This is a genomic window from Streptomyces exfoliatus, from assembly GCF_000725545.1.
Taxonomy (GTDB): Bacteria; Actinomycetota; Actinomycetes; order Streptomycetales; family Streptomycetaceae; genus Streptomyces; species Streptomyces exfoliatus.
This window is the reverse complement of record NZ_KL647056.1, coordinates 72,255-86,262: the sequence shown is the minus strand read 5'-3', so window position 1 is coordinate 86,262 and position 14,008 is coordinate 72,255. Positions and strand designations below refer to the sequence as shown.

Here is a 14,008-nt window from a genome sequence, read left to right as displayed (position 1 = left end):
CACGGATGCCACCGCGATGATCGCGAACATCAGTACGAGCACGCCGGCCATGATTCGGTTACGGGTCTTGGGATCCACCCTTCGAGGTTAACCCGCCCGGACGTCCCGCCCGCCCCCGGCTCCCTCGAGGGGCCAGCCGCCGACCTTCTCGTACCGCGGCTGCTCGCCCGGCACCCCGCTCACCGGCAGGTTCGAGCGGACAAGCTCCAGCTCGCCCACCTGCCACCGCGTGCCCTCGAAGGCGTGGAGCTCGTCGAGGAACGGATGGAGGTCCACGTCGTCCGTCCGCCCGCGCCCGAGCGTCAGGTGCCCCTGGTAGCGGCGGTGCTCGTCCATCGGCACCCCCGCCCTGCGCGCGGCGGCGTCGGCGCGCTCGGCGAGCAGCCGCAGCTCGTCCAGGTCCCCGGCGACCCCGGTCCACAGGGCCCTCCGCCCGAAGTGCCCGCCGCCGTGCAGCCGCAGCGGGAACGGCGGCGTGCGGTGCGCGGCACGGGCGAGCCGGACGCTCAGCTCGGGCAGCAGCTCCTCGTCGACCTCGCCCATGAAGGCGAGCGTGAGGTGCCACCCGGGCCGCGAGGTCCAGCGCAGCCCGTCCGCCCCCGGGAGCCGGTGCAGCCGGTCCACGACGTGCGCGAGCTCGGCCAGCTGCTCCGGGGGCGGCAGGACACCGGCGAATAGCCTCATGGGACAAGTCTGGCAGGAGACCCGGCCGGACCAGGTCTCAGAAGAGCTGGTTGTACGCCGTCTCGGCGGGGGCGACGCCGGTCTGGGTGGCGGACCGGGGCTTGAACGGGATGTTGTAGTCGCCCGTGCCGGGGTAGAAGTAGGTCTCGCCCGCCGGTGTCCGGGCGTAGAGGTCGGGGCGGCCGTCCTTGTTGCCGTCGCCGATGCCGACGATGTCGGCGTACACGTTCCAGCCGCCGCCGATCTTCGTCACCGGTCCACCCGCCCGTCTCCCCGGCCCAGTCGATGCCGAGCGAGCCGTCGGGGAGGGACGCCGGTGCCGGTGGCGCGGGGGCGGACGGTCCCCCGGAAGGACGCCGACGTCGTCTCGTGCCCCCCGCGGAGGCCCCGGCCCCGGCGGGGGGGCCACCCACACGCCGAACACCAGCCCGCCGCCCGCCCAAGGGCTACGCCGCGGTGGCCAGCCGTTCGCGCGCCACGAACCGCACCTGCGGGTGCCCGTGGCGCCAGGCCATCGCGACCTTGAGGCCGCCGATCTTCGCGAGCACCAGGCCGACGACGACCGCCGCGGCAAGCGAGATCACACCGCCCGTGGCGAAGCCGACGCGCGCGCCGTACGTGTCGGTGACCCAGCCGAGGAGCGGCGCGCCGATCGGCGTGCCACCGGCGAAGACCATCATGTAGAGGCTCATCACGCGGCCCCGCATGGCCGGGTCGGTCGCCATCGTGACGGCCGAGTTGGCGGTGATGTTGACCGTGAGGCCGATCATGCCGATCGGCACGAGCAGCAGCGCGAAGAGCCAGAACGTCGGCGACAGGGCCGCCGCGATCTCCAGGACGCCGAAGACGCCGACCGCGAGGACCAGCATCCGCAGCCGGGTGGAGCCGCGCCGGGCCGCCGCGAGGGCGCCCACGAGCGAGCCGGCCGCCATGAGGGTGTTGAGGAAGCCGTACGTACCGGCGCCGACGTGGAAGACGTCGCCGGAGAAGGCGGTGAGCCAGATCGGGAAGTTGAACCCGAAGGTGCCGATGAAGCCGACGAGGACGATCGGCCAGATCAGGTCGGGCCGCCCGGCCACGTACCGCAGGCCCTCGCGGAGCTGGCCCTTGCCGCGCGGGGCGCGCTCCACCTTGTGGAGTTCGCTCGTCCGCATCAGCAGGAGGCTGACGAGGGGGGCGAGGAAGGACAGTCCGTTGAGGAGGAAGGCCCACCCGCTGCCGACTCCGGCGATGAGGACGCCGGCGACGGCGGGGCCGACGAGCCGCGCGGACTGGAAGTTCGCCGAGTTGAGCGACACGGCGTTACGGAGCTGGTCCGGGCCGACCATCTCGGCGACGTAGGCCTGCCTGGCCGGGTTGTCGACGACGGTCACCATGCCGAGGAGGAAGGCGATCAGGTAGACGTGCCAGACCTGGATGTGGCCGGAGAGGGTGAGGACGGCGAGCGCGAGGCCGCAGATGCCGAGGGCGGCCTGGCTGAAGAGCAGCAGGAGCCGTTTCGGGTAGCGGTCGGCTATGACACCGCCGTACAGGCCGAAGAGCAGCATCGGCAGGAACTGCAGGGCCGTGGTGATGCCGACGGCGGCGGCCGAGCCGGTGAGGCTCAGGACCAGCCAGTCCTGGGTGATGCGGGCCATCCACGTACCGGTGTTGGAGACGATGGCTCCGGTGAAGAACAGCCGGTAGTTGCGGATACGGAGCGAGGAGAAGGTTTCCCCCCGCCCACGGGTCTTGAGGGTGGGTTTGTGGACGGGTGCGGAGTCTGCTCCGGGTCCCGTACTCAAAGTGCGTTCGCCTCCTCGGCTGCGGGTCTACAGATGGGCGAGCTTCTCCAGGACGGGGGCGGCCGCGCGCAGCTTGGCCCATTCGTCCTCGTCCAGGCCCTCGGCGAGGGAGGCCAGCCAGGCGTTCCGCTTGCGGCGGGACTCTTCGAGCATGGCCTCGGCCTGCTCGGTCGGGCTGACCACCTTCTGCCGGCGGTCGTCGGGGTGCGGCTCCAGCCGGACCAGTCCCTTGGCTTCGAGCAGCGCGACGATGCGGGTCATCGACGGCGGCTGGACGTGCTCCTTGCGGGCGAGCTCGCCGGGGGTGGCGGTGCCGCAGAGCGCGAGGGTGCCGAGTACCGACATCTCGGTGGGGCTCAGCGACTCGTCGACGCGCTGGTGCTTGAGGCGTCGGCCCAGTCGCATGACGGAGGAGCGGAGCGCGTTCACGGCCGCAGCGTCATCGGCGGTGCCGTGGGACAGGTCAGGCATGTTCGTTAGCCTAACTCATTACCCTCGCTAAATACCAACCGGAATGCGTCAACGTCGCACGGATCACAGCCATACACGCGCGCACCTCCGGCAACAACGACGCGAGAAGGTCACGCTTCGGCATCCATGTATCACCCAAACGAGTGAGCCGGATCCAGAAAGTGACGCAAAGAGGCCCCGGCTGCCCCGACCCTGAACGGCATGGGATCGACAGTGCTCAGCCTGCGCATCGACGGTGAGCTGCTCGACCGGCTCAGAAGCCACGCCGCGAAAAGAGGAATGAGCGTCCAGGACTATGTCGCCCGGACGCTCATTCGCGAGGATTTCGACGAACGGTTCAAGACCGCCGTCGACGAGACGGAGAAGTTCTACGGGGCGGCCGACACGGCCACCGGCACGGAACCGGTGGCCGACGCGCCCCGGGATCACGTGAGGCCGAGTGCCGGCATCGCGTAGTAGAAGACGAAGACCGCCGACACGACGTACATGGCCGCCGGGACCTCACGGCCCCGGCCGGCCGCGAGCCGCAGCACGCTGAACGCGATGAAGCCGATGCCGATGCCGTTCGTGATCGAGTACGTGAACGGCATCATCACCATGGCCAGGAACGCCGGCACCGCGATGGTGAAGTCGCTCCAGTCGATGTCCTTGACCGAACCGGCCAGGATCAGGAAGCCGACCGCGAGCAGCGCGGGCGTCGCCGCCTGGGACGGGACCATCGTCGCCAGCGGCGTGAGGAACAGCGCCACCGAGAACAGACCACCGGTCACGACCGACGCGAGACCCGTGCGCGCGCCCTCGCCGACACCCGCCGTGGACTCCACGAAGCAGGTGGTGGCCGAGGAGGAGGTCGCGCCGCCGGAGGCGACGGCCAGACCGTCCACGAGCAGCACCTTGTTGATGCCGGGGAAGTTGCCGTCCTTGTCGATCAGCTTGGCCTCGTCGCCGACGCCGAGGATCGTGCCCATGGCGTCGAAGAAGCAGGACAGCAGCACGGTGAAGACGAAGAGGACGCCGGTCAGGTAGCCGACCTTCTCGAAGCCGCCGAAGAGGCTGACCTCGCCGACCAGACCGAAGTCGGGCGACGCGACCGGGTTGCCCGGCCACTCCGGGGTGGTCAGACCCCAGGACGGGATGGTCGCGACCGCGTTGATCACCATCGCCACGATCGTCATGACGACGATCGAGATGAGGATCGCGCCCGGCACCTTGCGGATGATCAGGGCGAGGGTGAGCAGCGTGCCCAGGACGAAGACCAGGACCGGCCAGCCGGTGAGGTGGCCGTCGGCGCCGAGCTGGAGCGGGACGGTGGTGTGCGCGGCGTCGGGGATGCGGGAGACGAAGCCCGAGTCGACGAGGCCGATCAGCATGATGAAGAGGCCGATGCCGATCGCGATGCCCTTGCGCAGGCCGACCGGGACCGCGTTCATGACGCGCTCGCGCAGGCCGGTCGCGACGAGCAGCATCACGACGACGCCGGCGAGGACGACCATGCCCATGGCGTCCGGCCAGGACATCTTCGGCGCGAGCTGGAGCGCGACGACCGTGTTGACGCCGAGGCCGGCGGCGAGGGCGATCGGGACGTTGCCGATGACGCCCATGAGGAGGGTGGAGAACGCCGCCGTGAGGACGGTGGCGGTGACGAGCTGGCCGCTGTCGAGCTGGTTCCCGTACATGTCCTTGGCGCTGCCGAGGATGATCGGGTTCAGCACGATGATGTAGGCCATCGCGAAGAAGGTGGCGAAGCCGCCCCGGACCTCGCGGGCGACGGTCGAGCCGCGCTCGGAGATCCTGAAGTAGCGGTCGAGTCCCGAGGCGGGGGCTCCGGGGCCCTCGGGGGACGTGGCCTTGGCGGGGGCCGTGGTGCTCATGGGGGTGGGGTCCTCTTCGGAGAAGTTCCTTTTTTGGCGGTTCATACGAAGGAAACCCGCCAGAGGCAAACCGTTTCAGTATGAACACATGAATGAGCGAGCGTCTATCTCCGCGCGTAGACCTCGTGAGGTGCGCTCCCCCACCGGCCCCGTTCCCCCGCCACCTAGACTGGGCGCATGGCGAAGTGGACACCGAAGCACGAGGCACCCGAGCCCCTCGAAGGGCCCGTCGTCGCCACCATCACCGGCGGCACGATCCTCTGGTTCGTCCTCTTCCTCGTCCAGGTCCCGTTCTACGGCTGGTTCGACGACCGGGACCTCACCTGGTGGGTGTGGACCTGCCTGGCCGGCGCGGGACTCGGCCTGATCGGCATCTGGTACGTACGGAAGCGGGACGCGGCGATCAAGCGGCACGAGGCGGCGAAGGCGGCGGGTTCCACCCCCGGGGCGACACCGGGCGCGTAGGCCTGCCGCTTGGCACAGGCCCTGGTTCCGTAGCACCACAGGACCATTCCCCTCCTCCCCTGGTCGGATCTTCGCCCTGCTCGGCAGGTGAACGCCCGGTTCCGGTCGTACCGTCGAAAACATGACTCAGCGGGCGAAGATCGACACGGACGGCAGCGAGACCGAGGCGCCCGGACCACCCGTCGTGCACCGCGCCGCCGGACTCACCTCGGCCGAGGTCGCCGAACGCGTCGCGCGCGGCGAGGTCAACGACGTACCGGTACGGAGCTCCCGCTCGACCACCGACATCGTCCGCGCCAACGTCTTCACCCGCTTCAACGCGATCATCGGCGTGCTCTGGGTGATCATGCTGATCGTCGCGCCGATCCAGGACAGCCTCTTCGGCTTCGTGATCATCGCCAACACCGGCATCGGCATCATCCAGGAACTCCGCGCCAAGAAGACCCTCGACGGACTCGCCGTCATCGGCGAGGCCAAACCGACCGTCCGGCGGGACGGCGTCACCGCCGAACTCTCCACCTCCGAGATCGTCCTCGGCGACCTCATCGAACTCGGTCCGGGCGACAAGGTCGTCGTCGACGGCGAGGTCGCCGAGGCCGACAGCCTGGAGATCGACGAGTCCCTCCTCACCGGCGAGGCCGACCCGGTGGTGAAGAAACCCGGCGACCCGATGATGTCCGGCTCGTTCGTCGTCGCGGGCGGCGGCGCCTTCACGGCCACCAAGGTCGGCCGCGAGGCGTACGCGGCCCAGCTCGCCGAAGAGGCCTCCCGCTTCACCCTGGTCCACTCCGAACTGCGCAGCGGCATCTCCACGATCCTCAAGTACGTGACGTGGATGATGGTCCCGACCGCGATCGGGCTGATCATCAGCCAGCTCGTCGTCAAGGACAACGACCTCAAGAACTCGATCGCCCGCACGGTCGGCGGCATCGTCCCGATGATCCCCGAGGGCCTCGTCCTGCTCACCTCGGTCGCCTTCGCGATCGGAGTCGTACGCCTTGGCCGCAAGCAGTGCCTGGTGCAGGAGCTCCCCGCCATCGAAGGGCTCGCCCGCGTCGACGTCGTCTGCCTGGACAAGACGGGCACGCTGACCGAGGGCGGCATGGACGTCACGGAACTCCGCCCGCTGAACGGCAGCGACGAGACGTACGTACGGAAGGTCCTCGGCGCGCTCGGCGAATCCGACCCGCGCCCGAACGCCTCGCTCCAGGCCATCATCGACGCCTACCCGGACACGGTGGAGTGGCGGTGCACGGAGGCGCTGCCGTTCTCCTCGGCGCGCAAGTACAGCGGCGCCGCGTTCAGCGAGGGCGACGGCGAGAACTCCACGTGGCTCCTGGGCGCCCCCGACGTACTGCTCAAGGCGGCCGACCCGACGCTCCAGGAGATCGACCACCTCAACGAGCAGGGCCTGCGGGTCCTGCTCCTCGCGAGCACGCCCCACGACCTCGACTCCCCCGAGGTGGCCAACGACGCCCACCCGACGGCCCTCGTCGTCCTGGAACAGCGCCTACGTCCTGACGCGGCCGACACCCTCGCCTACTTCGCCGAACAGAACGTCGCCACGAAGGTCATCTCGGGCGACAACGCGATCTCGGTCGGCGCGGTGGCCGGAAAACTCGAGATGGCCGGCGCGGCGAACACCGTGGACGCCCGCACCCTCCCCACCGACCGGGAGGAAATGGCGAAGGTCCTCGACGAGAACGCGATCTTCGGCCGGGTCACCCCGCAGCAGAAGCGGGACATGGTGGCGGCGCTCCAGTCCCACGGCCACACGGTCGCCATGACGGGCGACGGCGTCAACGACGTCCTGGCCCTGAAGGACGCCGACATCGGCGTGTCGATGGGCTCGGGCTCGGAGGCGACAAGGGCCGTGGCCCAGATCGTGTTGCTGAACAACAGCTTCGCGACCCTCCCGTCGGTGGTGGCGGAGGGCCGCCGGGTCATCGGCAACATCACGCGGGTCGCGACCCTCTTCCTCACCAAGACCGTCTACTCGGTCCTCCTGGCGGTCCTGGTGGTGGTCTCCCAGGTGGAGTACCCCTTCCTCCCCCGCCACCTCACGCTCCTCTCCACCCTCACGATCGGCGTGCCGGCCTTCTTCCTCGCGCTCGCCCCCAACAAGGAACGGGCGAAGCCGAACTTCGTACGCCGGGTGATGCGGTACGCGATCCCCGGCGGCGTCATCGCGGCGGCGGCCACCTTCACCACGTACCTCCTGGCCCGCCACCACTACAGCGGCGCGGGCGCCCTGGAGGCGGAGACCAGCGCGGCCACGCTCACCCTGTTCCTGGTCTCGATGTGGGTCCTGGCGATCATCGCCCGCCCCTACACGTGGTGGCGCCTCACCCTGGTCGCCACGATGGGAGGCGCCTTCCTCCTGGTCCTGATCATCCCCTGGCTCCAGGACTTCTTCGCCCTGAAACTGGTGGGCACGACGATGCCGTGGGCGGCGGTGGTCATCGCGGCCGCGGGAGGCATGCTGCTCGAACTGTCATGGCACTGGGTGAGCCGCAGGTTCCCGACGTAGAGGCCACCGGACCGGTCAGGCGGCTGGCCGGTGGAGGGCGGAGGGCCGGTGGAGGGCGTCCGGCTTCGGGGGCCGACTTGTCATATGCCGTTGTTGCGGCAGACCGTGCCGCATCCGTCCGCACTCCGGGCGCTCCTTCACCCGAACGTGTGGGAAGGCCAGTTGGGGAGCGGGAGGGGCGGGTTGGGCAGTTCTCTGCCGTTGATCAACAGGGCGTCGAGCAGCACCGGGACGTGGCGGAGCACGCCCCGGAGCGTCCGGGCGTCAGAAACCCGTCACGTGGCCTTCCGGCGGCCGCCGATGGAGGCGACCAGCGCGTCCGCCACGAGGGCCGCGTCCGCCTCCGCGACATCCGCCGGGTATTCCGGCAGCAGGTCGTCCCAGACGGGCATCCACGATCCGTAGAGCTGCGCCTGCCCCTCGGGCCGGGCGAAGAACCAGATGTGCAGGTGCGCGCCTCCGTCCCCGATGCGGTAGACGTGGGCGCGCGAGATGTGCGCCAGGGCCTGCACATGGCGGACGACGTGAGTGGTCAGGACCCCCAACTCGGCCGCCAGTTCATCGGGCAGGTCAGCCATGTCGTAGTGCTCGCGGGGATGGAGCATGAGCACCAGCGGCACACCGACTCCGGCGATCCGAGTGAGCCGCCAACTGTCGTTGAACCAGATTCCATCGCCTTGGTCACGACACGCGTCGCAGTTCGACGGGTCCTCGCCGTGGCGCGGCGGCTCGGGCAGCACCGGAGGCCGCAGGGGCGCGACGCGCAGCCCGTCCGGTTCGAACGGGCTGACATCCCACCCCGTCATCCGCGCGAGCGGCAGCCGGCGCTCACCATCCGTCGCAGCGAGCGCGTGGTCGTAGAACTCATCAGGTCGCAAAGCCATGGCCCGAAGGCTAGTTGGACCTCGCCGCCCCGCAAGGGCGGGGGGTTCGCGGCGGGGGTAGGTGGGTCCGTCTCGACCGGCACGCGGTGTGCGGAAGTCGAAGGGGGCGGCCCTGCGGCGCTCAGCAGGTCGGGGAGGTCGGATGGCCGGGCTTCAGGCCCCACTACGCACCGAGCCCCCGGCCGCCACACCAGGGCTCGCAAGGCCTCGCCCCGTCGCCCTCAAGCGTGGGATGATTTTGTCCTAGGAACTAACCGAGGGGGCACAATGTCCCGTATCGAGAAATCCATCGACATCTCCCGCAGCCCCGAGGAAGTCTTCTCCTATGTGATGGACCCCTCCCACATGCCGGAGTGGCAGGAGAGCGCCGTCGCCGCGCGCAAGCTCAGTGACGGGCCGCTCGCGGTCGGCTCCCGGATCCACGTCAAGCGCCGCATCGGGCGCCGCGAGATGCCCATGACCATGGAGGTCAGGGAGCTCGTCCCGTCGCGCAGCTGGCACTTCCACGGCGTCGACGGGCCGGTCCGCGGTGACGTCCAGGGGACGATCGAGCCGCTCGACGACGGCCGGCGGTCCCGGCTGACCCTGTCGATCGACTTCGAGTCGCACGGCATCGGCAAGGTCCTCGTCCCGTTCATGGTCAAACCGCACATCCGCAAGGAGATGCCGCGGAACGAAGAGCACCTGAAGGAGCTGATGGAGTCCGGCGCCCGGTAGGGGCCGGGCGGGGCGCCCTGCAGGGCGCCCTCTGTCCCCCACCCCTCAGTCGAACCAGCGGTCCCTCGCCAGTTCCGTCGTCCTCGACGGGTCCTCCAGGAGGGCCGCCACCTCGAAGCGGCGGGGCCACTGGCCCGCCGCCCAGGCCAGGCCCGCCGCCACGCCCTCCAGGGTGGAGGCGTGCACGACGCCGTCCGGGGTGTGGCGCCAGTCGAGTTCCACCCCGCCCGCCTGCAGCTCCTCGTGTTCGAGGTACGAGGACGGCGTCGACGGGCCCAGGAGGGCGTGGACCGAGGGCGGGACCTCGTGCTCCTCGCCCACCGTCGTGACCTCCGCCTCCACCGCCTCGCTCAGGCGCCGTACCTGGAACAGTTCCGCCAGGTCCGCCGCCCGCGACGGCGCCACCGGCAGCAGCGGCACCCCGTCCGTCAGGGGCAGGAGGTCCGGGGCGTCCGCCACGAGGGCCTCCGACGCGTCGACCACCACCAGCTCGCCGTCGACCACCGCCCGCAGTTCGTCCGGGAGCGTCACCTGGTCCGGGTCCAGGTCCGCCAGGGCCGTGTACAGGGCGTGCAGCTGGACTCCCGTGACCTCCCTCGACGGGTCCGCCAGGCGGGTCAGGAGTTCCGCCGCGCCCCCCGGTTCCTCGAGGAGCGCCGTCACCGAGGTGCGGACGCCCAGGGCCCGGAGGACCTGCTCGTCCTCGAAGCCGGTCGCGTCGGCGGAGTCGTACAGGCCGATGAGGAGGGGGTCCGAGCCCGCCGCGCGCAGGCCCGCCGGACGCCGGCCGTCCAGGACCGGGTGGTCGCGGAGCCACCACGCCGTGTACGAGCGGACCGTCTCCGTCGTGCCGTCCGGCAGGAGGACCCGTACCGGCTGGGTGAGGGCGTCCCTGAGCGGGGGCCGCGCCAGGAGCGCGAGGGCCTGCGGCCAGGCGTCGTCGTCGACGAGGTCCAGGTCCCGTACGGCCACGATCTCCGTCGCCACCGGCGGCACCGGCGTTTCCGGCAGCCGGTCGAGGACGTCCTCGCACCACACGTCGACCGCGTCGAGGAGTCCGGCGTCGTCCGGCTCCGGGTAGTCGCCCTCGCGGGGTTCGACCTCGTCCGGGTCGAGGAGCAGGTCGGTGGCGCGGACGAGGGCGAAGTTCGCGAGGACTCCGCAGGCGGCGAGGGGCTGTTCGCCCCAGCGCGCGGCCAGGTCCGCGTCCACGTACGGCAGTTCGTCCTCGCGCATGACGGCGGCGAAGGGCGAGCCGGGGAGGACGAGTTCGCCCGCCGGAGAGAGTTCGCCGTCCTCGTCGGGGAGGGCGAGCGCGCCGAGCCAGGGCTCGTCGCCGGGGTCGAGATCCGCGTCCCTGACCAGCGCGAGGACCGTGTCCGCGAGTTCCTCCGCGTCCAGCGCCTCCTCGTCCCAGATCTCGCCCGCGTCGAGCGAGGCCGCGACCGCCGCCCGTACCTGCGGGGTCGTGAGGACCGCGCGGGGTGTGGCGGGCAGGGCGCCGAGCTTCTCCAGGAGCGGGTGGGCGGCGTCGGGGTGGGCCACCTTCAGGCCGAGCCGGGTCAGTTCCGCGGGAGTCCTGTCCTGCGGAAGGAGGACCTGGCGGGGGCCGATCGCCGTACGGACGCGGGTGGCGGGTCCTCCCTCGGAGTGGGACCCCGGCTCCGTATCCGCGTCCGACCTCGCGTCCGACCTCGGCTCCGCCCCCGTGCCCCGTGCCCCGTCCGGCTGCGCCAGCGGCACCGGGAGGCCCGTCAGGCGGTCCGGGTCGACGCCCGCCAGGGAGTCGTACAGGCGCCACCACCACGTCGGGGGCCTGTCCACCCCCGCCAGGCGGTCGATCGCCTCCGTCAGGGGTACGCGGCCGACACCGAGCGTGCGCAGCTCCGGCCGGCGTTCCAGGCCCGCCGGGAGGAGCGCCGGGAAGACCTCCGCGAGGACGGCGACCGTCTCCGCGCCCGCGCCCTCCGCTACCTCGGCCTCGATCGGGCGGAGTGCCGGGAGTTCCTCGGAGGGGGCCGCCGGTGCCAGGAACGCGACCCTCGGCAGCCGGTCGAGGATGGCCTCGCGCAGCGCCCCGTCGAGGGGTCCCTTGCCGAGCGGGCCGGGGACGAGGTCGAGCGTCGCGGTCGTCACCGGCTGCCATTCGGCGAGGAGTTCGGCGTACGCGTCGGCCGCGCGCTGCACCAGGAAGTCGGTGAGCGGGCCGGGCGCCGGGTGCCGTCGCGCGGTGTCCAGGGGCAGGGAGGCGATGAGGAGCGCGGGGATGCCGAGGGGCTCGTCGGTGGGCGTGGGGGCGTGCACGACCGGGGTCGTACGCGGGTGGCGCGGGGCGCCCTCGGTGTCCACGGGGACGGCCCAGGTGACGGACCAGTGGGGGCGGAGCCGCTCCTCGACCGGGCGGTCCTTGAGGAGTTCGGCGTCGAGCGGGCCGCCGTGGGAGACGGTCCGCCAGCGGTGGGTGCCGGTGGCGGTGTCGTCGACACGGACGTAGCCGTCGTCCTCGGAGCGGCGGAGGGTCCGTACGCCCTCGGCCGTCTCGACGACGATCTCCGCGAGCCCGGGGAGGGTGAGCAGCAGGGCGTCGTCGACGGAGGCGAGGAGCCGTTCGGCCAGGTCGCGGGCGGCGGTGTCGCGCAGCGGGAGGACGACGACGGTGTCGTAGCCCTCGGGGGCGGTGCCCTCGGCGGGCAGCGGAAGCCGCAGGAGGGGTACGTGGCCGTCGCGGCGGCGCAGTTCGTCGCCCAGGCCGGGGCTGTAGCGGGCGGTCTCGGCGGCGAGGCCGCGGGCCTCGGCGAGGGACCAGCGGACGCCGCCGTGCCGGCCGAGGACGGCGGGCTCGTCGGTCACCGCGAGGACGGCGGCGAAGCCGACGCCGAAGCGGCCGACGGCGCCGGAGGTCTGCTCGCGCTTGGCGGAGGCGCGGAGTGTGGACAGCGACTCGGCGCCCGCGGCGTCCAGTGGCGCGCCGGTGTTGGCGGCGGCGAGGACGGCGGGGCCCTCGTGGTCGGCGGGGTGCAGGGTGAGGCGGAGGCGGCCGGTGACGCCCGCGCGGTGGGCGGCGTCGGCGGCGTTCTGGGCGAGTTCGACGACGAGGCGGTCGCGGTAGCCGCCGAGGGCGAGGTCCTCCTCGGCGTTGGCGTCCTCCCGGAAGCGGGCGGGCGAGGCGCCCCAGGCGTCGAGCACGCCCCGCCGCAGCCGTGCGGTGCCGAAGGGGTCGGTTCCGTCGGTCGTCGTCCGGACGCTGACGCTCACGTCTGACTCCACTCTGGGGGCGGGGCGCGGGGGGTGTCGTGCTTCCGGGACCCGAAGTCCCGGGGCCCGAAGGTACCGCGCGCCGCACCCGCCCTGCCGCCAGGCCGGGTCGGTCGTGAGTCCCGCTTCCCGCTCCTCCCACGCCTCCGGACGGGTCCGGTGCGGGTCAGGGGCGGGCCGCGATTTCAGGGCCTACGAGTGCCCCAGGTCCTCGAAGGAGTCGTCCGGTTCCGTCGTCGAGCCGGAGTCCTTGGCCGGACGGAGCGGGAAGGCGTCCACGGCCGTCGAGTCGAAGACCGGCGGCGCGGGGCGCGGCGGCTTCGGCATGATCGCGGCCTCCGAGTGGCCGCCGCAGCCGTACGCGAGGGAGACGACGCGGCCGTCGGCCGGGGAGAACTCGTTGGCGCAGACGCCGAACGCCTGCTTCAGGGAGCCGGCGAGCGGCACCAGGAAGGCGCAGGACTCGCAGGAGGCGGGGGCCGCCTGCGCCATCGGCGTAGCGGCGCCGAAGGCCTCGTCCCAGCGGTCGGCCGCCACGTGCAGGCCGTACCGGGAAAGGACCCTGGCCCGGCGCATGCCGAGTTCCTCGGCGACCGCGGCGACCGTCCCCCGCGCGGGGGTACGGGTGACGATCTCGGCGTCCTCGGTGTCGAGGTGCTCCTCCAGCTCCTCCGACACCACGGAGTTCGGCGGCGGCGCGTCCTCGCCCGTGTAGCCGGGCTCCAGGCGCAGGTCGTCCTGCTCGGTGGGGAGGAGGTCGCCGGGGCCCATGTCGCCGGGGCGGAGCCGCTCGCTCCACGGCACCCACTCGGGGGCCAGGAGGGCGTCGGAGCCGGGCAGCAGGACGGTTTCGTCAAGCGTGACGTTCTTGGCGCGGGAGGCGCGGGTGACGGTGACCGCCCAGCGCCAGCCCCGGTAGCCGGGTTCCTTAGACTCGAAGTAGTGGGTGACGACGCGGTCACCCTCCGCGACCACCTCGACGTGTGCGCCGACGACGCCGGGGGCGGCCGCCTCCTCGGCGGCCTCCCGCGCGAGGTCCACGGCCTCCGCGCACAGGCGGTCGGGGGTACGCGTGGCTCGCGGGGTACGCGGGCTACCGCTTCGCGTCGTCGCAGCACTCACAGGTATCGCTTCTCTCCTACGCCGTCTCACGGGTGCGCCGGCCGAGGGGCGGGAGCGAAGCCGCGGATGGCGGGCGGAGCGGACCTGAGGGCCGCATCGACGTCCGCGCACCCGACTTGTCTCGCATGTCTCGGGCACACCTATCGTCATCCATTCTGCGGGATGCCGAAGAGGCGCGCGGCCGAGAGCTTCCGCCGGTGACGCGCTACGCACGCTACCCCGTTC

At 71.8% G+C, this 14,008-nt stretch carries 12 protein-coding genes; 4 read left to right on the top strand and 8 right to left on the bottom strand.

The annotated features are described in order from the left end of the window. Positions 1-87 precede the first annotated feature (87 nt). The 4 genes from thpR to IO20_RS0134840 all read right to left on the bottom strand — a co-directional run bounded on the left by thpR (position 88) and on the right by IO20_RS0134840 (position 2,939). Entirely contained in the window at positions 88-684 is a 597-nt protein-coding gene (gene thpR, locus IO20_RS0134855; protein WP_030550088.1) for an RNA 2',3'-cyclic phosphodiesterase, read from the bottom strand. Between the two features lie 37 nt (positions 685-721). Beyond that, entirely contained in the window at positions 722-937 is a 216-nt protein-coding gene (locus IO20_RS0134850; RefSeq protein WP_030550089.1) for a hypothetical protein, read from the bottom strand. 193 nt (positions 938-1,130) lie between these two features. After that, complete coding sequence (locus IO20_RS0134845; RefSeq protein WP_030550091.1) at positions 1,131-2,468, bottom strand: MFS transporter; 1,338 nt, start codon at positions 2,466-2,468, stop codon at positions 1,131-1,133. Between the two features lie 27 nt (positions 2,469-2,495). Further along, the gene (locus tag IO20_RS0134840) at positions 2,496-2,939 is read right to left on the bottom strand and encodes a MarR family winged helix-turn-helix transcriptional regulator (RefSeq protein WP_030219227.1); all 444 of its coding nucleotides are present in this window, start codon (positions 2,937-2,939) and stop codon (positions 2,496-2,498) included. A 201-nt stretch (positions 2,940-3,140) separates the two neighbouring features. Here IO20_RS0134840 and IO20_RS0134835 point away from each other — a divergent pair, with 201 nt between their 5' ends. Beyond that, positions 3,141-3,395, top strand: coding sequence for a hypothetical protein (locus tag IO20_RS0134835; protein ID WP_031127850.1), 255 nt, complete (start codon positions 3,141-3,143; stop codon positions 3,393-3,395). Here IO20_RS0134835 and IO20_RS0134830 read toward each other — a convergent pair. Beyond that, complete coding sequence (locus IO20_RS0134830; RefSeq protein WP_030550094.1) at positions 3,365-4,810, bottom strand: NCS2 family permease; 1,446 nt, start codon at positions 4,808-4,810, stop codon at positions 3,365-3,367. The genes IO20_RS0134835 and IO20_RS0134830 overlap by 31 nt on opposite strands. Positions 4,811-4,987: 177 nt before the next feature. On the opposite strand from IO20_RS0134830, the gene IO20_RS0134825 reads away from it, so the two are divergent. Both IO20_RS0134825 and IO20_RS0134820 read left to right on the top strand, forming a co-directional pair. Next, positions 4,988-5,275, top strand: a complete 288-nt coding sequence (locus IO20_RS0134825; protein ID WP_030550096.1) for a DUF2530 domain-containing protein — start codon at positions 4,988-4,990, stop codon at positions 5,273-5,275. A gap of 121 nt (positions 5,276-5,396) precedes the next feature. Continuing rightward, on the top strand, positions 5,397-7,805 hold the full coding sequence (locus IO20_RS0134820) for an HAD-IC family P-type ATPase (protein ID WP_030550098.1): 2,409 nt from the start codon (positions 5,397-5,399) through the stop codon (positions 7,803-7,805). A 275-nt stretch (positions 7,806-8,080) separates the two neighbouring features. Here the strand turns inward: IO20_RS0134820 and IO20_RS0134810 are convergent, their stop codons facing one another. Then, positions 8,081-8,689, bottom strand: coding sequence for an HIT family protein (locus IO20_RS0134810; RefSeq protein WP_030550100.1), 609 nt, complete (start codon positions 8,687-8,689; stop codon positions 8,081-8,083). A gap of 267 nt (positions 8,690-8,956) precedes the next feature. Between IO20_RS0134810 and IO20_RS0134805 the strand changes: the two genes are divergently transcribed. Continuing rightward, the gene (locus IO20_RS0134805; protein ID WP_030550102.1) at positions 8,957-9,406 is read left to right on the top strand and encodes an SRPBCC family protein; all 450 of its coding nucleotides are present in this window, start codon (positions 8,957-8,959) and stop codon (positions 9,404-9,406) included. A 45-nt stretch (positions 9,407-9,451) separates the two neighbouring features. Here IO20_RS0134805 and IO20_RS0134800 read toward each other — a convergent pair whose 3' ends face one another. Together IO20_RS0134800 and IO20_RS0134795 are read right to left on the bottom strand one after the other, a co-directional pair. Next, a complete protein-coding gene (locus IO20_RS0134800) occupies positions 9,452-12,673 on the bottom strand; it encodes a sacsin N-terminal ATP-binding-like domain-containing protein (protein WP_051874469.1) in 3,222 nt (1,073 codons plus the stop codon). Between the two features lie 180 nt (positions 12,674-12,853). Then, entirely contained in the window at positions 12,854-13,783 is a 930-nt protein-coding gene (locus tag IO20_RS0134795) for a DUF3027 domain-containing protein (protein WP_030550106.1), read from the bottom strand. Between the last annotated feature and the right edge of the window lie 225 nt (positions 13,784-14,008).

Excerpts from the sequence above, each read along its gene's own strand:
- IO20_RS0134810 (WP_030550100.1), bottom strand. The coding sequence starts at position 8,689 with ATGGCTTTGCGACCTGATGAGTTCTACGACCACGCGCTCGCTGCGACG.
- IO20_RS0134830 (WP_030550094.1), bottom strand. The coding sequence starts at position 4,810 with ATGAGCACCACGGCCCCCGCCAAGGCCACGTCCCCCGAGGGCCCCGGA.
- thpR (WP_030550088.1), bottom strand. The coding sequence starts at position 684 with ATGAGGCTATTCGCCGGTGTCCTGCCGCCCCCGGAGCAGCTGGCCGAG.
- IO20_RS0134805 (WP_030550102.1), top strand. The coding sequence starts at position 8,957 with ATGTCCCGTATCGAGAAATCCATCGACATCTCCCGCAGCCCCGAGGAA.
- IO20_RS0134825 (WP_030550096.1), top strand. The coding sequence starts at position 4,988 with ATGGCGAAGTGGACACCGAAGCACGAGGCACCCGAGCCCCTCGAAGGG.
- IO20_RS0134835 (WP_031127850.1), top strand. The coding sequence starts at position 3,141 with ATGGGATCGACAGTGCTCAGCCTGCGCATCGACGGTGAGCTGCTCGAC.
- IO20_RS0134820 (WP_030550098.1), top strand. The coding sequence starts at position 5,397 with ATGACTCAGCGGGCGAAGATCGACACGGACGGCAGCGAGACCGAGGCG.
- IO20_RS0134840 (WP_030219227.1), bottom strand. The coding sequence starts at position 2,939 with ATGCCTGACCTGTCCCACGGCACCGCCGATGACGCTGCGGCCGTGAAC.